Origin of the sequence: Ereboglobus sp. PH5-10 (assembly GCF_029504735.1) — a bacterium.
Lineage (GTDB): Bacteria > Verrucomicrobiota > Verrucomicrobiia > Opitutales > Opitutaceae > Ereboglobus.
Window position 1 is genome coordinate 143,209 of record NZ_JAQFIP010000008.1, and the last position, 25,998, is coordinate 169,206.

The window sequence follows — 25,998 nt, forward strand, 5'->3', positions numbered from 1 at the left end:
AAATCGCGCATGGTGCCCCGCACCCCTATTTTTAGGGATGATAAAAAAACCGCGCTCTGTCAGAGTGAAATAAATGCACACCCCGATCATGCGTTCGATCACCCTCCTTCTTCTTTTCACCGCGGCCCTGATGTCTCGCGCGGCGCATGTGCCGATTGCGAATTTTCCGCAGTCCGGCGACACCAATCCCGAGTTCATCATACACAACTGGTTCGTCGAGGACGGGCTGCCCCACAACGGCATCAACAACATCGTGCGCGACTCGCGCGGCTTCCTGTGGATAGGCACGCTGGGCGGCCTGGCGCGCTTCGACGGGAGAAACTTTGTCGAATACCCGATGCCGGAGGAGTTCGCCCGCAGCCGCTACAACATCCGCGCCCTCGCGATCGAGGATGAAAACACAATCCTGCTGCTCAACGCGGCGAACAAAATCCTCCGCCTGCGCAACGGAAAATACGAACTGCATCCGGCGAATGAGCACCTCGCCAACATCACGCCGCGCGACCTCGCGGTGGATCACACCGGCGCCGTCTGGATCGGCACGGACTCGCCGTCGATCATGCGCTGGTCGGAAGCCGGCGGCGCGGGCGCCATGGAAATCTTCGGCACCGGGGCGGGCGTCACCCGGCGCAATTCCACCTTCTGTTTCGTGAGCGATGAAAACAACCGCACCTGGGTGGCAGGCGGCGATTTTTTCGGCTGGTATGAGGACGGCGAACTGCATCGCTACGAAAAACAAAATCCCCGCTCGGTCATGATAACCAAGGCGCGCGCCGGCGGGCTTTGGGTCGCGAGCCGCGACAACCTCGCGCGCTTCGACACGACACGCGGCACCTGGAATGTCGTGCTCTCCGGCAAGGACTGGCCCATGGCGCGCGCCGGGCTTCAGCATTTTTATGAAGGCAAGGACGGCGTGCTCTGGCTCGCAACCCGGCGCGACGGCGTGCTGCGCCTAATCGACGGACACCTGAAGCCCCTGGCGCTTCGATACGACCGCGTGCACGCCATCAACGAGGACATCAACAACGACATCTGGCTCGGCATCTACGCAGCCGGGCTCGTCCACCTGAAACCAAACCGCCACGTGATACTGAACAGCGACGCCGGCCTGCCCATGGACGTGAGCACATCGGTGAGCATTGACGAAACCGGCGCGCTTTGGTGCGCCAACCAGGCGGGCGGGCTCGTGCGCGTCGAGAACGGCGAAATCACCGTCATAAAAGCCCCCACCCGCAACATGCCCTTTGTCATCAACGTCTGCGCGGATCAGCGCGGCACCATCTGGGTCGGAACGGCAAGCGGCCTGTATTCAACACCCGTCAAGGCGGACGACGGACAGCGCGTCCTGCATCACGTCAATCCGGCGCTGCGCGGCATCCAAACCCTCTTCTGCGATTCCAACGGAAACCTCTGGCTGAGCTGGGCATCCTCAAAATTCGCCGTCATAAAAAACGGCGTGGTGCACGAATTCACCGCGCAAGACGGCTTTCCCGGTTCGCGAGTGGCCAGCATCGCCGAGCGCAAGACACCGAAAGGCCGCGAAATCTGGGTGGCCATGGAAAAAGGCCTGCTCTACCAAGTGCGCGAAAACGCGCCCGCCGGGAAAAAAAAGTTCATCGCGCAACAACTCCCCCGCGGTGCCCGAGACGCGCAATTGCACACGCTCTTCGTCGATTCCGAAAACAACCTCTGGCTCGGCACCACCAGCGGCCTCGTCCTCTGGCGCGGCGCCGCCCCGCGCCTCTTCACCCAGGCCGACGGCCTGCCTGACAACATCATCAACCAGGTCATCGCCGACGGCTACGGACGCCTCTGGGTGAGCAGCCGTCGCGGCATTTTTCATGTATCCATAAAACAACTACTGGCCGCGGCGGACGCGCCCGGCTCCCCCGTCAACGCCACGCTCTTCGGGCGCGACGACAATCTCGAGGGAATCTCCGGCATGGTCGGCATCCAGCCCATGGCGTGGAAGCACCGCGACGGCAACCTGTGGTTTGTCACCTATCGCGGCGTTGTCGGTTTCGACGCCGTGCGTCCGCCCGAAACACCCAGGCCGCTCCCCGTTTACATCGACGGCATCCTCGTCGACGGCGCCCCCGCGCCCGTGCCCGCAAAGGGTCCCGTCCACATAGGCCCCGGCGTCGGGCAGCTCGAGCTGCATTTCGCCGCGCTCGATTTTTCAAATCCCGGACGCGTGCGCGTGCGACGCATACTCGAGGGTTTCGACATAGACTGGAACGACGCCACCGGCGAACTCCACTGCGCCTACCCCAACCTCCGGCCAGGACGCTACGTGTTCCGCGTCGAGGCGATCAACGGCGACGGCGGCGCGAGCCGCGCCGAAACCTCCCTCGTCATCATCGTCGCGGCCGCGTGGTGGCAGACCGTGTGGTTTCGCGCGATCCTTGCCTTCGCCTGCGTCGCGCTCGTCTCGTGGATCGCGCTCAAGGTTTCCAACCGCCTCCTCAAGCAGCGCCTCCGCCGCCTCGAGCACGAGCACGCTCTGGAGCGCGAACGCACGCGCATCGCGCGCGACTTGCACGACGAGCTCGGCGGCCGTGTCACCAAAATCGGATACATCGCCGACAGCCTGCTCCGCGAGGACGAACCGACCCCGGTGAAGGAGCTCGCGCAAAACCTGGTCACCCAGTCGCACTACCTTGTGGAGGATCTTCACGGCGTTGTTTGGACTGTAAACCCGCAAAATGATTCCTGGCAGCAGCTCGCCGCATACATAGTGCGCTATGCCCAGCGCCATCTCGCCGGCACGCCAATCCTGTGCACCGCCGATGGCGCGCACACCATCCCTGACCTGCCAATCACGCCCGAAGCCCGCCACAACATCCTGTCCATCGCAAAGGAAGTGCTGAACAATATCCTCAAACATTCGCAAGCCGCGCGCGCCACCATCACCATGAGTGTCGAAAACGAGCGTTTTCGCCTCGTCATTGCCGACGACGGACGGGGCTTCGATCCGAACGCGCCCGAAAACAACGAGGGCAACGGCCTCTACAATATGCGGACGCGCATGGCTGAGATTGGGGGACGTGTTGACATAACAAGCAATCCGGGGAATGGTTCGACGATCACAATAGACTCGCCTCTCAAATGCCGCCCGCCCCAATACGGAGGCGGGGCGAACCCCCAGCCAAAAAACCCGGATGCCACTCAAAGTCGCCATTGTTGAAGACCGATCCGAGATCGCGGAGGAGCTCTCCCGCATAATCACGCGCGCGCCCGACATGGAACTCGCCTGCGTGTGCCGCAACTACCGAAGCGCCCTCGCGCGCATTCCCGAGGCGCAGCCGGACGTCGTCATCATGGACATCAACCTGCCCGACGGCTCGGGCATTCAGGCCACCGCCCACATCAAGCGCGTCCTTCCCAAAACCGAGGTTCTCATCCTGACAATCTACGAGGAGACTGACGAAATCTTCAAGGCGCTCGAAGCCGGCGCGAGCGGCTACCTCCTCAAACGCTCGTCATCGGAAGAGCTTCTCGCCGCGCTTAGAAATCTTTCAAAGGGCGAAGTGCCCATGACCGGCGAAATCGCGCGCAAGGTCATCCAGTTTTTTCACAAGGACAAACCCGTGAGCGCCAGCCAAAGCCTCGACGATCCGCTTACCCTGCGCGAAATCGAAATCCTGCAAATGGCCGCGCGCGGACTCTCCGCAAAGGAAATCGCCGCGCAATGCGGCATCGGCGTGCAAACCGTGAACAGCCACCTGCGCAGCATCTACGACAAGCTCCACGTGCACTCCCGCATGGAGGCCGTGAACAAATATTTCGGTTAAAGTTGTTTCGGTTTAAATTGTCGCGAGGAAATGCCTTTGGGTAGGGCGAACCGTCCCGGTGAGCCGCAACATCCCCGACTCACATGTCCAGAATCGCGATGCCGTGCGCTTCGAGGTTGACCGTCTTCGCCGTCCTGCCGTTGGCGAGCGTGATGCGCGTGGCTTGCGGCGTGCCGGCGTTGTTGATGACGACGAGCTTTTTGCGCTTCGGAAAATACGTCGCCTCGGTGTTGAGGTTTTCAGAGTGCCACACGCCCCACTTTGCCTCGTGCGCGGCGGCCCAGAAAAGCGCGCGGTGCAACAGGCGCGTGTTTTCGTAGGTAAACTTGAACCCGCTCATATACACCGCGCGGCCCTTGCCGAAGGCGTGTGTGGCGAGGCGTGGCGAGGCTTCGCCGGGACGCTCGGCGTGCACATGCGTGTCACCGCCGAAAACATAAATGTTGTCGATTTCCTTCGGGCCAAAATCGAGCGCCACATCGGCCAATTCCTCGGTGATAAAATGTTTTGGAGAGAGGTCGTATTTGTAGCGGCCGTTGGCGACGCGCTCGCCGTTGTCGCGATCGAGTCCGAGCACGCGCGCGAGGCGGAAGTTTTGTCCGGCCTGAGGAAGCGCGCTTGGCTCGGCGATGCCGATGAGTCCGCCGCCGCGTTGCACGTATTGCGTGATCGCGGTTTCGACGCGCGGGTCGGCCCAATGCGCGCCGCCGCTCCATGCGGTGCCGGCGCGTCCGCAGTTGATGATCGCCTTCACGCCGCGCGGCACGCCGTTTTGCGCGATGTCGTCGAGGTTGATGAATTGCACGTCGAGCGGAAGCCCGGAGAGCGCCTCGAGCACGTGGTAGAGCTCGACGTTGGCCATGAAGTGGCCGGAGCACGTCCACGCGCGCAGATCACCCCACGCGGTGAGCACGGCGACCTTGAACGGCGCGACGTGGGGTTTGTCGCCCTTGTGGAATGATTTCAGCAGGCGGAATTCGTTGGCCACTTTTTCAATGTAATCCTGGAAGTCGGGCCACGGTTCGACGAGCGAGAGATAGCCGCCGAGGCCGATGCGGTCGATGGGCGCGCGCACGATGCCGCGGCGCGCGTCGATCCAGAAATTTTTCGCGTCGAGCGTGGGATTGCCGCCGCCGCCTTTTTGGAAGGTGGGCTCGCCCTTCAATCCGGTCGGGAAAAGATACGGGTGCAGGCGCAGTTCTTTTGTGGACACGCCGCGCGAGTGCGCGCAGAGGCGAACCTCGAAGGCGTTGAACACGCACTTGATGAGGCCGTCGAAACCGAACTCATGGAAGCGCGGGCTGCTCGGCTCGACGCCGATCCAGTTGTCGTCGTAAAAAACGTAGGCGAGCTTCTTGTGCTTGTGGACGAGATCGACGCACTTGCGGCCAAACTCGATCACGAAGTCGTGCATGAACGCCATGTAGTCGCGGTAGCGGCGCGTCGGGGCGTTGTGCGTGGAATTGTAGAGGCCGCCGTTGACGAAATCCTCGGAGGTGAGCTTGTAGCCGTATTTTTCTTCGAAGAGTTTCAGCGCGCGCGGGCTCACGGTCATCTCATAATCGGCCCAGTCGGTATACACATCGCGCAGGCGTTTGTGGTCGGCGCCCCAGAACCACGTTAAATTATAAAACATCGACGTGAAGCGCACGACGCGCGTGTCGGCATGGTCGCGCAGCCAGCCGTCGAGATATGCGAGCAGCGCCTTTTGCGTTTCCGGATGCATGGGATCGACGGCGGAGAGATGCTCGCGGTCACCCCAGTTGTTGGTGAGGTGATTATACATCGAGATTTCCTCCCAGACGCGGAACGCGAGAAAATTGACCGTGTAGCGATGCCCGGGCGTCGCGCCGGTGATGGTGACCGCGCCTTTTTTCGGATCAACGCTCCACTTCGAATTCGCGACTTCCCTGCCCGTGGTGCGGTCAAAAACCTGCCACCATTGTTTCGGCGAATCCTTGAAGTTCACGACAAACTGCTCGGTGTAATAACCGTCGAGCAGCGAAATCGTGACGGACGATTTTGCCGCGACGACCGGCCTCGACATGAGGAAATTTTGCTGGAGCTTGTGCGGATTCTTGCGCGCCCAAGGCTGCACCGAACGCACGAGGCAGATCGTCGAATAAATCGAGTAACCGGATTGCGTGATCTCCGGCGAAAGCTGCGTGCCGTCGGAGTCGCGAATGGTGTCGGCGCCCCATTTTTTTGCGAGCCGGAGCGTGAGCTGTTCAAAGCCGGCCTCGCCGGGAAGCGTGAAACTGCCGGAGGAAGAAGGGATGGTTGTGGACATGGCAAAGGGAATACCCGCGGAATCAAGGGAGTGGTGGATGGCGCAAAAAACGCCCTACCCTTCCTGCAAAAAATCGCGCAGTTTGCAGAGCTCGATGCCGGCGAGGAGGACGATGCCGATGCCGTGCGTGTCGTTCAGGTTCCAGAGGAGATCGCGTTTGTAATACTCCGACTGGAACGAGAATTCCGAGCCCCGGCAAACACCGTGAACATTGCCGAATTTGTCGATCGAGTTTTTGTTGATCGCCTCCCACGCCCTGTATGCGGCGCGGATGTAGGGCGCGGGATCCTTATACCAGCCATTCCGCACGCCGCGCGAAAACCCATACATGAACATCGCAGTGCACGAGGTTTCGGGATAGGAATCGTGCTCGTTGACAACCTGGTGAAACATGCCCGCGGCGTCCTGCTGCGCGAGGATGCCCGCGCTGAATTCGAGGAAAAAGTCGAGCAGTTGCGGACGCAGCTTGTGCTTCTCGGACAGCACGGCGAGCAGCTCGGAAAGCGAGAAAAGCACCCAGCCGTTGCCGCGTCCCCAGGGAATGCCGGTCGCCTTGCCGCGCATAAAATCATAGACGTGCGACATGAGCCGCAGGCGCGGGATGTAGAGGTGCTTTTTGAAGCCGATGAACTGGCGCGCCGCGTCGTCGATGTATTTCCGCTCATTCGTGAGCTGGTAATAACGCACGAGGAACGGCACGCTCATGTAAAGGTCGTCGGCCCACATGGTGTCCTCATGGAAGGTGTGCATGAGGTTTTTGCGGAAGAAGGTGCCGTCGGGCAGGCGGACTTGCTTGTTGCTGATGTGATCGGCCACGACATCGGCAATTTTTCTGCTGCCGCGCAGCTCGTAGTATTTCGCAACCTCGAGCATTGCCGAGCCCGCCGAGCCGCAATCGTCCAGCGAATCAAGCGAGGTGAGCAAATGATGGACGTTGGTCGCGCCGCCGTATTGCTCGCGATCCCACATGGCGTAGTCGTATGTGTCGCAGCAGGACTGAAAATGGTTCACGACATAACGGCGCGTATCCTCGGAGTGTATCGCCGCGCCGGCGTGCAGAAGCCCGTAAAGCGTGACGCCGAGCGGGTAGTTCCATTTGCCGTAAAGCGCGTTGTCGTTGTAGGGGCGCACCCATGTGTCCGGTTCGTCAACACGCCAGTAAATGCGCCCGCCGTTCGCGGAATCGTGCAGCTTGTTGAGGTCGGTGAGTGTGTCGAGGTCGAGTTCCGCGCCGGCGGGAATCGGGCCGAGATAGAGCCACTTCGCCCCGGTGCCGGTCATGTTGGCCGGATTGAGAAACACGAGCGGTTCGTTTTTGCCCGCCGCCTGCGAGAGCGCGAGTTCGTAGCCCCAATCCCCGCCGGTGCATTCGGCGCGCACGATGATGTCGTGAATGCCGAAGGGCACGCTCACCCTGGCGTTGACCGGCCCGGCCTTGCCGGTGGCGTAAACAACCTCGCCATTGATCGTGACGGAAAGTTTCGAGCGCGCCCGGCCCTTGAGCGCGTAGGCGGCATTGCCGGGCAGGAGGAATTGCGCGCGCGTCCAGCCGATCGCGGCGGTGTTTTTGGTTTTGCCAAAGAGGCGCGTCATTTGGCCGAGCGCGCGCTGTTTGGAATCCCATGCGACGGACGGCAGCCATTTCAACTTTTCAGGCAGCGCGCCGGGTGTGAGCGCGCCGGGCGCGCCGGGAATAACATCGAGCTCGGTGTCGCGCGGCTCCGTGAAAATCCAGCCCTCCTGCCCTTCGCGGGCAGGATCGGGAACGAGAAAATAATAGGGCAGCTTGCCGAGCCACGTGCCGTAAACCGCGCCGAAGCCGCCGAGTGTTTTGCGCACGCGCACGACAAAGTGGTTCCAGCCGGCCTTGAGGCCGATTTCGAGCGGCGTGCGCTTGTTGAAATAGCGCTCCTGAAAAATGTCGGAGCGGAAAATCCGCTCGCCGTTCACGTAGATGAGCACGGGGCTGTGGCAGTCGATGTCGAACCTGATCGCACTGTCGGCGTCGGCCCAGATTTTCGCCCACGCATACACATACTGGCCGAGTTTTGCGTTGGGAAAATTTTTATTGAAATCGGCTTCGTAGCGATAGTCCTTGCCCCGCAAAATGCCCGCCCTGCTGAACGCGCGATAGGTGAACGGATGCGCCGGATTTTGCCCGATGTATCTCCGGGCAACGGCTTCCAATGTCTTTTCAATATTCATGCCCTCGTGGGCGTGCATGCTTTGAAAGTCCTCGAAATAGAATCCCATAAAATGTGTGGTTAAATGTTACGTTACAGGGTGACCGCAATTAAGCGAGAACAAGGCCGTCTTGCGCGGTTCGGCTCAAGGCGGCGCACATCTGACCGTAAGAAGCGAACCGTGTCATGTTCGACGCCCGGGCGCGTTGGGCGCGGCCGCAAGCGCTTGGCGAGTTTGTGGCCTTGCTCGCGAAATCAGCGCGGATCAACGCTTTCCTTAACGTCGGCGGGCTTTTCGCGCGCGAAGGCTCCGCCGATGATGTCGAAGCCGCCGCGCAGGCGAATATCCTCCGAGGACGCGCCGACCATCACCGTGAAATGCCCCGACTCAACCGTCCATTGGTGGAGTTTGTCGTATAGCGCGAGGTGCTCGGGTTTGAGCGTGAAATGGACGGTCTTGGTTTCACCGGGGGCCAGGTTGACGCGCTCAAATCCGCGCAAAACTTTCTCAAAGGTAACGACGCTGCTGTAATCGTCGCGCACGTAGAGCTGCACCACTTCATCGCCCGCGCGGGAGCCCGAGTTGGTGACCTCGCACGAAACCTCGACGCGGCCTTGCGGGCCTTGCTCCGCGGGCGTGATTTTTAAGTTCGAGTAAGTGAAGGTCGTGTAGCTGAGGCCGTGACCGAAGGGCCAGAGCACGCCGGAAACCTGGCCGTAGTCCCGGTCTTGCGAGCCGGGATGCGCGGGAAAGTTCATTTGAATCTGGCCGGCGCTTTTGGGGAAGGTAACGGGAAGGCGTCCGGCGGGATTGTAATCGCCAAAGAGCACGTCGGCAATTGCACCGCCGCCCTCCTCGCCGGGCAGCCACATTTCGACGATGGCGGGAATGTGTTTCGCCGCCCAGTTGACCGAAAGGGGGCGGCCGTTGCTGAGAACGAGAATGACGGGCTTGCCGGTGGCGTGGAGCGCCTTGATCAGTTCCTCCTGATAACCGGGAAGGTTCAGGCTGATGCGGCTGGCGGATTCGCGGCAAAGGTCGTCGGTTTCGCCGAGCGCGGCGATGATGATATCAACATCCTTGGCGGCGGCCACGGCGGCGTCGATTCCGGCCCGCACCTCGGCGTCGGGAGCATCCTTGTAAACATCGCTTTCGGGAAAGTTTTTGTCCTTCACGTCAACACCCTTGGCGTGGCGAACTTCAACGGCGGGATTCGCGTTGCTGAGCTTGGCGCGGATGCCGTCGAGCGGCGTGACGAAGTCGAGCAGTTGCGCGCCGTAGCGCGACCACCAGCCATGCTTGTCGTCGGCGAGCGGACCCGCGACGAGCACGCGCTTGAGTTTTTTGGCGTCGAGCGGGAGGACGTTGTTTTCGTTTTTGAGAAGGACGATGCCTTCGCGCTCGGCCTGGCGGGCGACCGCCATGTGCGCGGGGGCGCGCACGATTTTTTCGGCGGCATCGGGCGCGGCGACATAGGGGCGGTCGAAAAGGCCGAGCCAGTATTTAACGCGGAGAATGTCGCGCACGCGGGAGTCGATTGTTTCCATGGAGAGCCTGCCGTCGCGCACGAGCTGGCGGAGCGGTTCGGCGTAGGCTTCGGGAGGCGTGAAGTTGGTGCGGATGTTGAGGCCGGCCTCGACGGACTGGCGGATGGCGTCGGCGGGCGTGACGGCGGTGCGGTGTTTGCCATGAATGAACTCAACCGCGCCGCTGTCGGAAACAACATAACCGCGAAAACCGTATTCGCCGCGGAGGATTTCGGTGAGGAAGCGCTTGCTGGCCTGGACGGGGATGCCGTCGTAGTCGTTGTAGGACGACATGACCCCGAGCGCGCCGCCGTCCTTGATGGCGCGCTTGAAGGGCGGCATGAAGATGGTCTGAACTTCGCGCCAGGTTGCCTGCGGGTCGGTGCGGGCGTGGCCGTCGCGGCCGCCTTTCGGAATGCTGTAAATGGCGAAATGCTTGAGTGTGGAGACGACGTTTTGCTCCTGGATGCCGAGGACTTGTTGCAGGCCGAGCTCGCCGGTGAGAAACGGGTCCTCGGAAAAACTTTCGACGATGCGGCCCCAGCGGGGATCGCGGGCGACGTCGAGGACGGGCGAATAGACGTTGGTGTAGCCGAGCGCGCGCGCCTCGCGTCCGACAACGCGCCCCATTTCGCGGACGAGCGAGGTGTTCCAGGTGGCGCCGACGGAAATCTCGTGCGGGAACGCGGTGGCATTGGAGTGGAGGAGGCCCCGGATGCCCTCGTTGGTGAAATCGACTGGAATGCCGAGACGGGTGTTTTCAATGAACCAGCGCTGGACTTCGTTGATGGCGCGGGCGTGGAGCGACCAGGGAAGCGCGTGCTTGGGCGTCGGGTTGGAGTTGGTCCAGCCGGTGTTGCCGTTCATGTGCTCGTCGATGTTGCCGATGCCGTCCTTCCAAAACGCGGTGTCCCAGGCGGGCGTGGGAAGCTCGTCCTTGGCGACGCGCGGGTAACCATACCAAGTGACCATCTGCGCAGTTTTTTCCTCAAGGGTCATGCGCGCGACAAGGTCCTCAATTCGCCGCTCATGCGGAAGCGCGGGGTCCTCGTAGGCATCCTTGACCCCGTTCTTGTTAAGGTCGATCCAGCCGTCGCGATAAATGTCGGGCGAGGTGTGCGTGGCGGGTTTTGCGTTGACGAAAATGCCGGCGTCAGCGGCGGCGGAGCAAACTGCGGGAGAAATGAGAAGGGCGGCGAGAAACGCGGGGAGCGCGAGGTTGCGAAATGTGGTCGGTGTCATGCGAGCGCGAGTGGACGGGATATCGCCTGGCGAAACAAGCGGGCGCGCAATCGGAGCGTAAGAATGCGGCGAGCAACCATCCAATTTTCACCGCGCCCGCCGCCCCTTACACAACCACCTCGCGGCGCGCCTGCGCGGCCAGCTCCGTGTCCAGATATCGCTCGCCGCCGCTGCAGGCGATTGTGACGATGTTTTTCCCGGCAAACTCTTTTCGAGAGGCAATCCGCAATGCGGCCCATACGTTCGCCCCGGTCGAAAGCCCCCCGAAGATTCCATCAAGCACGGCCAGCTTGCGCACGGTTTCAATCGCGTCCGCATCGCTTACCGCGATCACCTCGTCGATCACGGAGCGGTTGCAATTTTTCGGAATGAATCCGCAGCCCAGCCCCTGAATCAAATGATGCCCCGGCTTGCCGCCGGAAAGCACCGCGCTCGCCGCGGGCTCGACCGCAAACGCGCGCATCGCCGGACGCATCGCCTTGATCGTCTCCGACACGCCCGTGATCGTGCCGCCCGTGCCCACGCCGGCGACAAAGGCATCGACCTCGCCGCCGAGCGCATCCCAGATTTCCCGCGCCGTCGTCCGCCGGTGCGCCTCGGGATTCGCCGGGTTTTCAAACTGCCGCGGCATGAACGCCATCGGACCGTGCTCCGCCAGCAACTCGCCAGCGCGACGAATCGCGCCCGGCATTCCCCCGGTGCCCGGCGTCAGCACGACTTCCGCGCCCAGCATGCGCAATAACACCCGCCGCTCCACCGGCGCCGTCTCGGGCATCGTCAGCATGAGCTTGTAGCCGCGTTGCGCGCACACGAGCGCCAGCGCAACGCCCATGCTGCCGGATGTCGGCTCGATGATCACCGAGCCCTGAGCAACCTTGCCCTGCGTCTCGGCGGCCTCGATCATCGCGCGCGCGACGCGATCCTTCACGCTCGCAAGCGGATTCATGAATTCGATTTTCAGGAAAACATTCGCCTCCAACCCTTGCGCGACGCGGTTGAGTTTCACGAGCGGGGTGCGGCCCGTGGCGGCCACGATGTCGGGAAACACTGGATTCGTTTTTTCCATTGTGATGATGTGTCAGCGATCCTTGACGGTATTCAGGAAGCGCGCCATCTCAATCCACGCGAGCGCGCGATGGCTGAGTTTGTTTTTTTCGGCGTCGCCCAGCTCCGAAAAAGTCCGCGAAAAACCCTCCGGCGCAAAAAGCGGATCGTAACCAAAACCGCCGCCCTCGCGCGGCTCGCGAACCAGCCTCCCCGGGCAACGCCCCTCGAACACATGCTCCACGCCGTCCGGCCCGATCAAAAACAGCACGCAGACAAAATACGCGCCGCGCTTTTCGTCCGGAACGTCGCGCATTTCGCGCGCGAGTTTCGCCAGGTTCGCCGCGCTGTCGCCCTGCGGTCCCGCGTAATAGGCCGACTCCACGCCCGGCGCGCCGCCAAGCGCGTCAACGCACAACCCGCTGTCGTCGGCAAGCACCCAGGCGCCGGCATCCGGGGAAAGCGCCCGCAGTTTTTCACGCAACGCCCGCGCCTTTTTTCGAGCGTTGCCGATGAACGCGCCCGTGTCCTCCTCCACGCGCGGCATGCCGCCAACCGCGCGCGCCGAAACGATCTCGACCGCGCCGCGCAGCTCGCCCGCATCGACGAGCGCTTGAAACTCCCGCGCCTTGTGCGCGTTACCTGAGGCGAAATACAGTTTCATCGACATTGAGTTTTTCGGGATAGACCGCGCGCCCGCGCATCAGGAAATCGTCGCCCAGCGATTCGTGCCGGACATCGGCCATGCGCACCGCCTGCGTCAAATGCTCCGTGCGCAAACCCGAGTAGGCGGAGCGCCCCTTGTCGTCGGCAAGCAGCATCGGCGCGGTGTAAGTGAAGAGATAATCAATCTGCCGCTCCTGCAAAAACTCGCTCACCAGCTGCGCGCCGCCCTCCAGGTAAACACCCGTTATTTTTTCCCCGGCGCAGCGCTTGCGAAACATGCCCAGCGAGCTGCGCTGCGTCGGCGAGTCCATGCACCACACGCGCACGCCCAGGTCGCGCAGCTTGCGCACATAACCGAGCCCGCCGTGCTGCGTCGTCACGACAATCGTGCGGTCGCGAAATTCGTCGGTGTAAAGCGAGGGCATGTTTTGCGTCATGACCGTGCGCAGCAAACCGTCGAACACAACGCGCCACGGGCACCACTCCGGCTCGCCCTCAATGCGCGAGGTCAGCCGCGGATTGTCCGCGATCACGGTGCCCGCGCCGACCGCGATCGCCGGGAACAGCCGCCGCCAGCGCATCACGTTTTCGCGCGCGACCGGCCCGGTTATCCATTTCGACTCCATCGAGCGCGTCGCGATTTTGCCGTCGAGCGTCATGGCGGATTTTGCCGCGATCAACGGCTCGCCGTCCGTGCGGATCGAGTGGTTGAAAATCAAGTTCAGGTCCTCGCACTCGCCGTCGAGCACGCCCGAAACCACCTCGACGCCCGCTTCGCGCAACACACCGAAACCGCGCCCGGCGTGCACCGGGTTGGGATCGGTCGCGCCCACGACCACGCGCGCGATTCCCGCCTCGCGGATCGCGTCGCAGCACGCGCCCGTGCGCCCGTGCGTCGAGCACGGCTCAAGCGTCACATAAAGCGTCGCCCCCGGCTTGGGTTTGCGCCCCAGCGCATTCAACGCCACGCGCTCCGCGTGCGGCATGCCGTCACTCGCATGAAATCCCTCGGCCACGATTTCGCCGTCCTCGACGATGAGCGCGCCGACCATCGGGTTGGGATGCGTTTGCCCCCACGCCTTGCGCGCGAGCACGAGCGCGCGCCGCATGAAGTGTTCGTGCCGGGCGAAGGAGAGGTGGTCGTCTTTGTTCATGCTCATTTTATCCGCGCACATAGGGATTCGTCAGTTTTTCGCGCCCGACTGTCGTCGAGGGACCATGCCCCGGAAACACCGCGGTGTCGTCGGGCAGCGTGTAGATTTGCGAGCGGATCGATTGCTCAAGCTGCCGCATGCTGCCGCCGGGCAAATCCGTGCGGCCGATGCTGCCCGCAAAAAGCGCGTCGCCGACAAACGCCTTTTTTTCCTTCGCAAAATAAAACAGCACATTGCCCGGGCAATGCCCCGGCACATGGCGCACCTCAACCTCCCCGCCCAGCGCGGAAAACGTGTCGCCCTGCCCCACCCACATGTCCACGCGAACCGGCTCAAGCCCGAGATCCTCGCCCATGAACTGCGTCATCACCTCGGGCGTCTCAATCAGCATTTGGTCGTCGCGATGCGCGCGCACCTTCGCGCCGGTGCGGCGCGCCACATCCGCCCCGCCCTGCATGTGGTCCCAATGCCCGTGCGTGAGCCAAAGCTCGACGAGCTTGCACTTCTCCTGCTGCAACACCGCCTCGACATCCCACCACACATCGCCCGGCGCGTCGATGAGCACCGCCTCGCCGCGCTCCGGCGCCGCGAGCAAATAGGCGTTCGTCTGAATCAGCCCTGCGGGAATCACATGAACATTGATAGCCATATCCCGAAGACTGCACACCGAGCACCCCGTGTCGATCAATGGAAAAATGCGCGCGCAATCAATCGCGCCGCCGGGCCGCCGGGCGGAATTGACTGGCGGCCGCTTTTGACGCACGAATCCGGGATGGTTTCCGCGCGCGCCAGTCAACGCCTCATAAAAACATTCAGCCTCTGCCTTGTTTGCGCCCTTTGTCTTGCGGCGCCGCTCATCCCCGCCGCCTCAATCACGCTCGAATGGAACACCGGGGCCAATGAATTCGTGACACGCGGCGGCTACGCGCGAATGAAGAAACTTTCCACCGGTGAAATCGCCCTGGTCTTTTCGAGCGGCGATTCGGTTTATATAAAAAAGAAAAACATCAGGGCAGGCGCCTGGGGTCCCGCCGTCCGCGTCGCCTCGCCCGCGAAGGAATCCGGCTACCGGTATGCCAACGCCGAGATGTGCGAACTCGCCGACGGAAGACTCTGCTACACATGGAACGCCCGCCCGGCGCGCAAGGATGGACACCTGCCGTATAAAATCATGGCCGCCTTTTCCAGCGACGGCGGGCGGACGTGGGGCGGCGCGCGCGATCTCCATGCCGCCGGCAACACTTGGCGCACCGGTTGCTGGGAGCCCTGCCCGATCCAGCTTTCCTCCGGGGAATTGCAAGTGTGGTATGCCGACGAATCCACCACGCCCGCGGGCGACCAAACCATCGCCGTCCTCCGCTCCCGCGACAACGGCGCCACATGGCTCAAACCCGTCACGGCCAGCCACCGCAAGGGCAAACGCGACGGCATGCCCGTTCCCGTGCTGCTGAAAAACAACAAGGGGCTCGCCGTCGCCATCGAGGACAACGGCATCGACGGCGCATTCAAGCCGGCCATCATCAGCCTCACCCCCGACGGAAGTTTGGACGGCGTTGTTGGCGGGCAAAGCCCCCGGCGCTGGCACGCGCTTCGCCGTGACTGCCGGCTGCCCGCCGCAACCTACGCCGGCGCGCCCTACCTCATCCAGTTGAGCACAGGCGAAACCGTGCTCTCCGTCCAGTCCACCGAAAACCGCCGCAACGAGGCGCACAAATTCGCCAACCTTCACGTTTATGTCGGCGACGACTCCGCGAAAAACTTCGCGAACAAAAGCACCCCCTTCCCCGATTTGCCGGAAAACGCCGCCGCGCTCTGGAACTCGCTTTGCCAAGTTGACGACGACACGCTCGTCGCCGTCGCCACCATCAACGGCCTTCCGCGGGACAACGGCATCTGGATTGCCACCGCGCGCATCACGCGCCCCCGAAAGTGAGCATCCCGGCGGGCACGGCCGCGCATATTTGACCTTGAGAAAAGCCCCGCCCTCCCAGAACAATGTGAACGCGCAAAACCAAAGCCAAACGTCACGCCAATGAAAATTCCCCAAGAGGCACCCAAACTGAACCCACTGCCCTTTATCATCGCCGACATCGTGCTGCTCGTCCTGGCGATCATGGTCGCCCTCGAATCGCCCTCGCCGATTCCGCCGGCGTCACTCATAACCATCACGCTGTGCGTCTGCCTCGGCGCCGTGCTCGCCTGCCTGCCCGTCGTGCTCAACCACACACGCCAGCGCGACAAACTCCTCGACGAGCGCCAGGATCAAATTGTCGCCCTCACACAGGCCGCCGCAGCCGCCGCCAACCAAATCAGCATCCTCACAACCAGCCTGCACGACATCGCGGACACCAACGCCAAAATGCTCAAGCACGCCGACACCCTGCCCACGCGACTCCAGGAAAAAATCGGCGACGTGAAAACCCAGCTCAACGAAATCGCCTCCGCCGAAATCGAGGCGCTTGAGCAGGAAGTCAACACCCTGCGCGCCTCCGAAACCGAACGACTCGAAAACGCCCTCGATGCCGTCAAAAAATTCTCCAACGAAATCCTCACCCGCGAGACAAACGCCCAAACCCAATCCGACGAAACCGCGCGCAAACTCGGGCAACTCTCCGGCGCGCTCGACGCCGCCATCAAAGCCCTCCCCGCCCAAATCGCCGCCGCGCTCGACACCGCGCGCGAAAAACTCGGGCAGTCCGTCGACGAATCCATCGAACGCCGCAACAAGGAAATGCTCGCCCGCTTTGCCGGCGAAATCACCGCGCTCGAAAACAAACTCAAGGACCTGTCCGGCAAACTGTCCGCCGCGCAAACGCAACCGGCGTCCAAGACTCCAGCCCCCGAAAAAACATCGCCGCCACCCCCGTCGCCGACTCCCCCCGCGCACATCCAGGCGCAGCCCAAAAACACGCCGAAGGCGGACGACAGCGTTGCGTCAAACACGGACGACACCCCCGCCGCCACGAGCGCCCCGCCATTCAAGAAAAACATCGCGCACCCTCCCTCAACCCCGCGCCTCCAGGAAAAAACCAAGCCCGAAAAAACTCCCAACACCTCGCCCAAACCCGACGCGCCAAAAACACCCGGGGGCGAAACGCCCGGCGCCGCGCACGCCAACAAAACCGAAAGCCCGCAATCCCCCGCGCCACCGCCACCGACGCCTCCAGTCGAGCCCCAACCCGAGGCGCCTCCCCCGGACAAACCGAAACCGGTTGAGGACGACACACCCAAACCCGAGCCCGCCCCCCCGCCGCCTCCGCGCAAACGCGCCGCGTCCAAACCGAAACCGCCGCGCGACGAGGAACCCATGCTTGACCTCGATTTGCCGCCTCCCTCCGACGAGTATTCCCAAGGCGAACCCGAGGACGGCGGCTTCAGCTCCGCAATGTCGGCCGACGGCGTCACCCGGCTCATTGTGACCGCCTACATCGGAATCGGAAACAAACTCTACATTCGCGGCGACGGCCCCGGCCTGAGCTGGAACAAAGGCGTGCCGCTCCAGTTTATCTCGATCGGCAAGTGGCGATGGGAAACAAACGACGCCGTCGCGCCCGTTTCGTTCAAGCTCTACAAAAACGATTCCGTCGAATGCACCCGCATCGGCGCGCCCAAACTCGAACCCGGCCACCAGCACGAAATCACCGCCGATTTCTAAAGCTTTTTTCGATTTAAAATCATCACGAGAAATAAAGCCTTTTGGTAGGGCGAACCCTCCGGGTGAGCCGAAATATCCCCGGCTCACCCGGAGGGTTCGCCCTACCAGAAAATGCGCTCAAATAAAAGCGGTTGGTTCTTCTGCGCAAAACAGGGGTATTCTCATTCTGAGTAAGCTATTGGGTTCCACTTTTTCGCGCGCCCGCCCCTACTCGCTCTCCGTGAATTCGCAAAGCGTGAACACGTCGAGCCCGGCGGCGCGCAGTTTTTTCGAGCCGCCCAATTCGACAAGGTCGATCAACGCCGCCACGCCGACAACTTCACCGCCGAGTTGCTGAAACAGTTTCGCCGCGGCAAGCAATGTCCCACCCGTCGCGATCAAGTCGTCAACAATCAGCACGCGATCACCCGGCTTGCACGCGTCCACGTGGATTTCCACCGCGGCCGTTCCGTATTCGAGCTGGTAACTTTCGGAGATCGTCTTGAACGGCAGCTTGCCTTTTTTGCGCACGAGCACGAACGGCTTTCGCAAGCGGTATGCCAGCGCGCCGCCAATCGTGAACCCGCGCGCGTCCACCGCCGCGACAATGTCGAACGGCCGCTTGTCGCCCTCCTCCGCAAACACATCGATCGCCCTCGAAAACGCGACCGGATCGTGAAACAGTGTCGTGATGTCGCGAAAATTAACGCCCGGCTTGGGCCAGTCGCGCACGGTGCGAAAAATCTTTTTGAAGTAATCGGACGGGCGCATGGCGAATCATTGCGACTCCGTTTTCTTTTTCCCCGGAAACAGCAGCGAGGCGATCACCGAAAGCGCCAGCGTGCCGCCGATCACGCCAAGCGACAACCCGATGCTCACGTGATACTCGAATATGTATCCGACGATCATTTTCATGCCGATGAACACGAGGATCACGGCCAGCCCGATGCCCAGGAACCGGAACATGCCCATCACGCCGCTCAGCGCGAAATACATTGAGCGCAGCCCGAGTATCGCAAAAATATTCGATGTGAACGCGATGAACGGCACTTTCGTGATCCCGAGCACCGCGGGAATCGAGTCGAGCGCGAACACCACGTCCGTCGTCTCGATCACCAGCAGCACGATGAACAGGGGTGTCGCCACCTTGCGCCCGTCGATCTTCGTGAAGAAACGCCCCTCGTGATAATCGGGCGCCACCGGAAAAAACTTACGAAACAAACGCACCACGACATTTTTCTCGGGATGCACATGCTCGTCTTTTTTTGGAAGCGCCAGCTTGATGCCCGTGAAAATCAAAAACACGCCGAATATCATCAGAACCCATTCGAAATGCTCGATGAGTTTTACCCCGACCAGGATGAACACCGCGCGCATCACCGCCGCGCCGATGATGCCCCAGAACAGCACCCGGTGCTGATACTCCGCGCGCACCTTGAAAAACGAAAACACCACGATGAACACGAACACATTGTCCACGCTCAGGCCGAGCTCGACCAGGTAGCTTGCGAACCATTGCGCCGCCGCCTGCGAGCCGTGCTCATGCCACACAAAGGCGTTGAACCCCATCGCCAGCGAGAACCAGACAATGCACCATGTGGCGGCTTCCTTCACGGAAACCACATGCGCCTTGCGATTAAACACGCCCAAATCGAGCGCCAGCATCGCCGAGATAAAAATGCCAAAGCCCAACCAGGCCCATAACGGATATTCGTCCATCGTCGTCGTTTCTTAATGCGTTAAAATCCCGCGCGCGTCAGATGTGAATCGCCTCGCCCAGGGTCGCGGCGGCGGCTTCCATCACCGCCTCGCTCAATGTCGGGTGCGCGTGGATCGTCTGGTGAATCTCATCGACGGTCGCCTCCATCTCAACGGCGAGGCCGTATTCGGCGATCAACTCCGTCGCCTCCGAGCCGATGATGTGCGCGCCGTAAATTTCGCCCGTCTTCGCGTCGCTGATCACCTTGACAAAACCCTCGCTCTCGGCGGACGCGACCGCCTTGCCCGACGCGGTGAACGGGAACTTGCCGACCTTGATGTCGAGCCCCTCCGCCTTCGCCGCTTTTTCAGTGAGCCCCGTGCTCGCCACCTGCGGCTGGCAATACGTGCAACCGGGGAAAACCTTCACGCGCTTCGGCGTGCCGTGGCCGAACATGCCGTTCACCGCGCTCACCGCCTCGAACGTCGCCACGTGCGCAAGCCACGGCGGGCCGATAATGTCGCCCGCGCCGTAAATGCCCTTGATGCTGGTCTCGTAGTCGTCGCCGACCTTCAGGTAATTGCGATCGAGCTCCGGCTTGAGGTTCGACGCGAACACATGGTCGATGTTTGCCACCACGCCAATCGCGGAAAGCAGCACCTCGGCCTCGACCTCGGTCTTTTTGTCGCCTTGCACGAGGTCCACTTTCACGCCGCCCTTGCCGGTGCGGAAGTTTTCGCACCTGGTGTCCGTGTGGATATCGATGCCCTGCTTCACGAGCGCGCGGCTGAGCGTCCTTGAGATTTCCGCGTCCTCGACCGGCAAAATCTGCGGCAGCATTTCAACGAGCGTCACCTTCGAGCCAAGCGCGTTGTAGAAATACGCGAACTCCACGCCAATCGCACCCGCGCCGACAATAATCACCGACTTCGGCAGCGACTTGCCCGCGAGTGCCTCGCGCGAGGTCATCACGCGCGCGTCGTCGTATTCGATCCCGGGGATGCGACGCATCTTGCAGCCCGTGGCAACGAGGATGTTTTTTGTTTTGAAAAATTTACCGTTATGCTCGCCCTCCGTGATCGAAACCATGCCCGGCGCGTTCACAACCGCGCGGCCGATGAAATAATCGACCTTGTTTTTCTTGAGCAAAAACTCGACGCCCTTGGCCATCTGATTCGAGACGCCGCGCGAGCGCTCGATCACCTTCGCAAAATCAAACGTCACTTCCTTCACGCTCAGCCCGTAGATGTCGGCGTGCTTCATCTTCTGGTAAAGCTCCGCGCTCTTGAGCAGCGCCTTCGTCGGGATGCACCCCCAGTTCAGGCATGTGCCGCCGGCGCGCTCCATCTCGATGCACGCCACTTTTTTTCCGAGTTGCCCCGCGCGAATCGCGCCCGCGTAGCCCGCCGGGCCGCCGCCGATGACAATCAGATCATATTCTTGGATTTCAGCCATGTTGAGAAGGGAAGTCTTTGTTGATTAATATTTGCTGGGTGCAAAAGCACCGCAACTGTCGCCCACGGTCAACGGGAAACGCGCGCGGGCGGGATGATCGCGCGCGGATTTTCATCGTTGCAATTGGCGGGCTAATGACAACACCCCTTGGCTGCAACGGCGAACACCATGAAAAAAATCGTCATATTGCAGGATTATCTTCGAAACGGCGGCACGGAGCGGCAGTCCGTCCACCTCGCCGGAAGATTCGCCGCGCACGGTCTCGACACGACACTGCTCACTTTCCGCCCCGGCGGCGCGCTAGCCCCGCCGTCCGCGCAATCGCAGATTTCCACCGGGCAACAACAACATTCCGCCAATTACAAATTTCAAAGTCTCCAGTCCTTCGACACGCACCTCGATTTTTTCGCCCCTCGCCTCATCCCCGCGCTGCGCCGCCTCGCCCCCGACATCGTGCTCTGCATGGGACGCATGGCGAATTGCAAGGCGGGGCGCATCGCGCGCGCGCTGCCCGACGCCGCCGTCATCTCGACCATGCGCACCGGCAAAAAACTCCCGCGCGCCTACATCCGCTCGCTGCACACCACGAGCCATGTGATCGCCAACAGCCACGCAATCGCGAAAACCCTCGTCGAAAATTACGACGTCCCCGAAGAAAAAATCTCCGTCATCCACAACGCCATCGTCCACGACGCCGACAGCGCGCCCCAGCCCGAGGAATCGACCGATGCCGTCCCTTCTTCAGCCCTTCAGCCCTTCAGTCCTTCAGCCCTTCCCCACCGCCTCCTCTGCGTCGCGATGCTGCGCCCTGAAAAAAACCACCACGAGCTCATCAAAATCTTTTCCCAACTCCCCCCCGCGCCACCGGCCGAACTTCACATCATCGGCGCCGGCAGCGAACTTCTCCCCTGCTGCTCCGCCGTCAAACGCATGGGACTGGTCGGGCGCGTCCACTTCCACGGTTATCTTTCCGATCCCTCGCCCTACTACAAACAAGCGCGCGTCGCGGTCCTCACATCGCACAGCGAATCGCTTCCCAATTTTCTCGTGGAGGCGCACATGCACGGCATCCCCTCCGTCGCCTACGCCGTCGGCGGCGTCTCCGAATGTGGCGGCATCGCCATCACCCCCGGCAACCAGCCCGCCTTCATCGCCGCGCTCACCCGCCTGCTCAACGACCCCGAACACCACGCCGCCGAATCCGCCCGCGTCGCAGCCCACGCGCAGGAACACTTTGCCCCCCAAACCCAGCTCCGGCGTTACTTGGAAATTTTTGCCAAAGTCACGACTTGAGAAAACCGGGCAACGGCCCTTCCGTGTTTCCGTGTCCAAGTCCAAAAAGCCAGCCGCCCGCGCAATCCGTTCCTCCACTTCCGCAATCCGCACTCCGCACTCCGCATTCGATTGCATCCGCCTGCGCGGCGTCCGCCAGAACAACCTCAAGGGCTTCGACCTCGACATCCCGCTCGGCAAATACATCGCCGTCACCGGACTGAGCGGCGCGGGCAAATCCTCGCTCGTTTTCGACACGCTCCACGCCGAGGGCCAGCGCCGCTACGTCGAAACTTTCAGCGCCTACACGCGCCAGTTTCTCGACCTCCTCGACAAGCCCAAGGTCGACAGCATCGAAAACATCCGCCCCTCCATCGCCATCGAGCAAACCAACACCGTCAAGACCTCGCGCTCCACCGTCGGCACCATGACCGAGCTCACCGACTACTTCAAAGTCTGGTTCAGCCACGTTGCCAAGTGCCACGACCCCGAAACCGGCGAGCTCATCGAGGCCGACACGCCGCAAACCATCTGGGCCAAAACCCTCGCCGCCGCCAAGGGCCAAACGCTCATCGTCACCTTCCGCGTTAAAAAGCCCGCCAACATCACCTGGCCCGAAATCCTCACCAGCCTCAAAAACCAAACCTACGTCCGCGTCCTCATTCCCGACAGGAAACGCGCCTGCGCATCCGCCCGCGTCGACGACCTCCTCGCCAACCCCAAACAAATCCCCGACACCGCCGCCGAAATCCACGTCGTCCAGGACCGTATTGAAATAACGGATACAAACCGCGCCCGCTTCCTCGAGGCCGCCGAGGCCGCCCTCCACTTCGGCCACGGCCAGCTCCAACTCTTCGCCGCCGCCTCCCATCACTCCGCAATCCACACTCCGCATTCCGCATTCTCCTCCACGCTCCACAATCCCGCCACCAACCGCACCTTCCGTCCCGCCACGCCCGCGCTCTTTTCCTTCAACTCGCCGCTTGGCGCCTGCCCCGTCTGCCGCGGCTTCGGACGCGTCATCGAAATCGACTACCGCCTCGCCATCCCCGACCAGTCGCTCTCCATCGAAGGCGGCGCGATCACCGCCTTCGCCGGCCAGGTTTACAGCATGTCGCGCGAAGACCTCATCCGCGCCGCGCGCCGCCACAAAATCCCCACAAACATCCCCTACGCGCAACTCACCGAAAAACAGCGCGAGTTTGTCATGCTCGGCGAACCCGAATATCGGAAACGCAAAGCCCGCGGCGAACAAATCGACTACGAAACCGACGACCTCTGGTATGGATTGAAGGGCTTTTTCGAATGGCTCGAAAACAACACCTACAAAATGCACGTGCGCGTCTTCCTCTCGCGCTTTCGCGCCTACAACCCCTGCCCCGCCTGCCACGGCCAGCGCCTGCAACCCGACGCGCTCTGCTGGAAATGGCAAGACCGCGCCATCCCCGAACTCTACACGCTCCCCGTCAGCGAACTACTCCCGCTCGTTGAAAAGTCCACGCTCTCCGACTCCGCCACATCCCTCGAAACGCACAGCGCCAAACTCGCGCGCGACAGCATCCTCACGCGCCTGCGCTACCTCGTCCACGTCGGCCTCGGATACCTCACGCTCGACCGCCCCTCAAAAACGCTCTCCGGCGGCGAGGTCGAGCGCGTCAACCTCACCTCGTGCCTGGGCACCTCGCTCGTCGACACCCTCTTCGTCCTCGACGAACCCAGCGTCGGCCTGCACCCGCGCGACATCGACCGACTCATCGCGATCATCCGCTCGCTCACCGACGCCGGCAACACCGTCGTCGTTGTCGAGCACGACGAAACCATGATCCGCGCCGCCGACCACATCATTGAAGTCGGCCCCGAACCCGGCGCGCAAGGCGGCCACATTGTATTCAGCGGCCCCCTGCAAAAACTGCTCACCCACAAAACAAGCATCACCGGCCGCTACCTCAGCGGACGCGAAACGATCCCCGCGCCACAAACCAGAAGACCGGTGGAAAGCGGCCAGAATACCAGAGGCCAGAGTGCCAGAGACCAGAAAGCCAGAGGTCAGAAATCCAGAAAAACCGCGCCCAAATCTTCAGCCTCCGCATCATCCTCTGGCTCTCTGGCTTCTGGCCTTCTGGCCTCTGACTTCCTGAGCATCGAAGGCGCGTCCAAGCACAACATCCGCGACCTCTCCCTCTCCGTCCCCCTCAACCGGCTCGTCTGCCTCAGCGGCGTTTCAGGCTCCGGAAAATCAACGCTCCTCGACAACATCATCCATCAAGGAATCCTCGTTTCACGCCATCTCCTCGCCGAGGACCCAGCCGAAATCGCGCGCATCACCGGCGTCGATGCGTTTGGCGAAATCATCCTCGTCGACCAATCCCCGCTCAGCCGCACCCCGCGCTCCAACCCCGCGCTCTACAGCGAGGCGTGGGAACACATCCGCGACCTCTACGCATCCACCCCCGCCGCGCAAACGGCGGGCTTCACCGCGTCGAGCTTCTCGTTCAACAGCGGCGACGGACGCTGCGACCACTGCAACGGCCTCGGCTCCGAACGCGTCGAAATGCAATTCCTCTCCGACGTTTACGTCCCCTGCCCCATTTGCGAAGGCCGCCGTTTCAAACCCGAAGTCCTCGCGATCACATGGCGCGACCGCAGCATCCACGACCTCCTCAACACGAGCATCGACGACGCGATCGCCCTCTTCGTTGACCACCCGCAAATCACCACCCGCCTCGCCCCCCTCGCCCAAGTCGGCCTCGGCTACCTCACCCTCGGACAGCCGCTCAACACGCTCAGCGGCGGCGAATCGCAACGCCTGAAACTCGTCCGCCATCTCTCCGGCACAAACAGTAACGCCACCGCCACTTCATCTGAAATTTCAAATTTGAAATCTGAAATTCCAAAAGGAGCCCTGCTCCTTTTGGACGAACCCACCACCGGCCTCCACCGCCACGACGTCAAACGCCTGCTCGCCGTCCTGCACGCCCTCGTTGACCGCGGCCACAGCGTCATCGTGATCGAGCACAACATCGACGTCCTCAAATCCGCCGACTGGATCATCGAAATCGGCCCCGAAGCCGGAGCCGGCGGCGGCCGCATCGTCGCCGAAGGCACGCCCGAGCACCTCGCCCAAACCAAAACCGAAACCGCGCCCTACCTGCTCGCCGCGCTCGCAAATTCCAAAATCCAAAACCCCAAATTCCAAAAAAATCTCAAATCGCCAAAATCCAAATCTCAAAAAAAACCAACCTCGCTCCCCGCCGGGGATTCGCGTTCATTCGCGTCCATTCGCGGTTCATCCCCCGCCTCGCTCAACATCACCGGCGCGCGCGAAAACAACCTCAAAAACCTCTCCCTCGCCATCCCGCATCACGCGCTCAACGTCGTCACCGGCGTCTCCGGCTCGGGCAAGTCCACGCTCGCGTTCGACATCGTGTTCGCCGAGGGCCAGCGCCGCTTCATGGAATCCATGTCGCCCTACGCGCGCCAGTTCGTCGAGCAACTCCCGCGCCCCGACATCGACCTGCTCACCGGCATCCCGCCCACCGTCGCCATTGAGCAACGCATCACGCGCGGCTCCCGCAAATCCACCGTCGCCACCATCACCGAAGTCGCGCAATACCTCCGCCTCCTCTACGCCCGCCTAGGCGTGCAGCACCACCCCGGCACCGGCCTCCCCATTGTTCCGCTCACGCTCGCGCAACTCCGCGCCCACCTCGCCAAAATCCTCGCCACCGATCCGCGCGCGAAGAAGGCGAAAAAACTCTACCTCTGCGCCCCGCTCATCCGCGGACGCAAAGGCCACCACCAACCCATCGCCACCTGGATCGAGAAACAAGGCCACACCCACATGCGCACCGACGGACGCCTCTTCCCCGTCGAAAAATTCGAAAAACTCGACCGCTACAAAGAGCACAACATCGAAGTGGGGGGGGGGGGGGGGGGGGGGGGGGGGGCGGCGCCCCCCCCCCCCAACAAAAAAAAACAAAAAAACAAATCCCTCCAGCAAGTATAAAAAGAAAAAGTTGACATATAATATCAACAAAG

At 62.0% G+C, this 25,998-nt stretch carries 16 protein-coding genes; 6 read left to right on the forward strand and 10 right to left on the reverse strand.

Features of this window, described 5'->3' with window-relative positions; genetic code table 11:
• The first annotated feature begins 88 nt into the window (after positions 1–88).
• Both M2447_RS08375 and M2447_RS08380 read left to right on the forward strand, forming a co-directional pair.
• Positions 89–3,187 (forward strand): sensor histidine kinase, encoded by a 3,099-nt coding sequence (locus M2447_RS08375; protein WP_277558218.1) that lies wholly within the window; start codon positions 89–91, stop codon positions 3,185–3,187.
• Positions 3,162–3,794, forward strand: a complete 633-nt coding sequence (locus M2447_RS08380) for a response regulator transcription factor (RefSeq protein WP_108823678.1) — start codon at positions 3,162–3,164, stop codon at positions 3,792–3,794. Before M2447_RS08375 ends, M2447_RS08380 begins: the two co-directional genes overlap by 26 nt.
• Before the next feature lie 79 nt (positions 3,795–3,873).
• Here M2447_RS08380 and gnpA read toward each other — a convergent pair whose 3' ends face one another.
• The 7 genes from gnpA to M2447_RS08415 form a co-directional block, all read right to left on the reverse strand.
• On the reverse strand, positions 3,874–6,084 hold the full coding sequence (gnpA, locus tag M2447_RS08385) for a 1,3-beta-galactosyl-N-acetylhexosamine phosphorylase (protein WP_277558220.1): 2,211 nt from the start codon (positions 6,082–6,084) through the stop codon (positions 3,874–3,876).
• 54 nt (positions 6,085–6,138) lie between these two features.
• Complete coding sequence (locus M2447_RS08390) at positions 6,139–8,337, reverse strand: glycoside hydrolase family 88 protein (RefSeq protein ID WP_277558221.1); 2,199 nt, start codon at positions 8,335–8,337, stop codon at positions 6,139–6,141.
• Positions 8,338–8,522: 185 nt separating this feature from the next.
• On the reverse strand, positions 8,523–11,036 hold the full coding sequence (locus M2447_RS08395) for a glycoside hydrolase family 3 N-terminal domain-containing protein (RefSeq protein WP_277558222.1): 2,514 nt from the start codon (positions 11,034–11,036) through the stop codon (positions 8,523–8,525).
• Positions 11,037–11,142: 106 nt separating this feature from the next.
• Positions 11,143–12,102 (reverse strand): cysteine synthase A, encoded by a 960-nt coding sequence (gene cysK / locus M2447_RS08400; protein WP_277558223.1) that lies wholly within the window; start codon positions 12,100–12,102, stop codon positions 11,143–11,145.
• A 12-nt stretch (positions 12,103–12,114) separates the two neighbouring features.
• On the reverse strand, positions 12,115–12,744 hold the full coding sequence (rdgB, locus tag M2447_RS08405) for an RdgB/HAM1 family non-canonical purine NTP pyrophosphatase (protein WP_277558225.1): 630 nt from the start codon (positions 12,742–12,744) through the stop codon (positions 12,115–12,117).
• Positions 12,719–13,900 (reverse strand): bifunctional diaminohydroxyphosphoribosylaminopyrimidine deaminase/5-amino-6-(5-phosphoribosylamino)uracil reductase RibD, encoded by a 1,182-nt coding sequence (gene ribD / locus M2447_RS08410; RefSeq protein ID WP_277558227.1) that lies wholly within the window; start codon positions 13,898–13,900, stop codon positions 12,719–12,721. Before ribD ends, rdgB begins: the two co-directional genes overlap by 26 nt.
• A 7-nt stretch (positions 13,901–13,907) precedes the next feature.
• Positions 13,908–14,549, reverse strand: coding sequence for an MBL fold metallo-hydrolase (locus M2447_RS08415; RefSeq protein WP_277509614.1), 642 nt, complete (start codon positions 14,547–14,549; stop codon positions 13,908–13,910).
• Between the two features lie 123 nt (positions 14,550–14,672).
• Here M2447_RS08415 and M2447_RS08420 point away from each other — a divergent pair, with 123 nt between their 5' ends.
• Both M2447_RS08420 and M2447_RS08425 read left to right on the forward strand, forming a co-directional pair.
• Positions 14,673–15,833 (forward strand): sialidase family protein, encoded by a 1,161-nt coding sequence (locus M2447_RS08420; protein ID WP_277558228.1) that lies wholly within the window; start codon positions 14,673–14,675, stop codon positions 15,831–15,833.
• Between the two features lie 99 nt (positions 15,834–15,932).
• Entirely contained in the window at positions 15,933–17,555 is a 1,623-nt protein-coding gene (locus M2447_RS08425) for a hypothetical protein (RefSeq protein WP_277558229.1), read from the forward strand.
• Positions 17,556–17,762: 207 nt separating this feature from the next.
• Here the strand turns inward: M2447_RS08425 and M2447_RS08430 are convergent, their stop codons facing one another.
• The 3 genes from M2447_RS08430 to lpdA all read right to left on the reverse strand — a co-directional run bounded on the left by M2447_RS08430 (position 17,763) and on the right by lpdA (position 20,688).
• Positions 17,763–18,305, reverse strand: coding sequence for an adenine phosphoribosyltransferase (locus M2447_RS08430; RefSeq protein ID WP_277558230.1), 543 nt, complete (start codon positions 18,303–18,305; stop codon positions 17,763–17,765).
• Between the two features lie 6 nt (positions 18,306–18,311).
• On the reverse strand, positions 18,312–19,199 hold the full coding sequence (locus M2447_RS08435) for a TerC family protein (protein WP_343215385.1): 888 nt from the start codon (positions 19,197–19,199) through the stop codon (positions 18,312–18,314).
• A gap of 91 nt (positions 19,200–19,290) precedes the next feature.
• Positions 19,291–20,688, reverse strand: coding sequence for a dihydrolipoyl dehydrogenase (lpdA, locus tag M2447_RS08440; RefSeq protein WP_277558233.1), 1,398 nt, complete (start codon positions 20,686–20,688; stop codon positions 19,291–19,293).
• A gap of 168 nt (positions 20,689–20,856) precedes the next feature.
• Here lpdA and M2447_RS08445 point away from each other — a divergent pair, with 168 nt between their 5' ends.
• Positions 20,857–21,981 carry a glycosyltransferase gene (locus M2447_RS08445; RefSeq protein ID WP_277558234.1) on the forward strand — a complete coding sequence of 375 codons (1,125 nt, stop codon included), beginning with the start codon at positions 20,857–20,859 and terminating at the stop codon, positions 21,979–21,981.
• 31 nt (positions 21,982–22,012) lie between these two features.
• Positions 22,013–25,966: an excinuclease ABC subunit UvrA gene (locus M2447_RS08450; protein WP_277558235.1), complete on the forward strand. Its 3,954-nt coding sequence runs from the start codon at positions 22,013–22,015 to the stop codon at positions 25,964–25,966.
• Positions 25,967–25,998 lie beyond the last annotated feature (32 nt).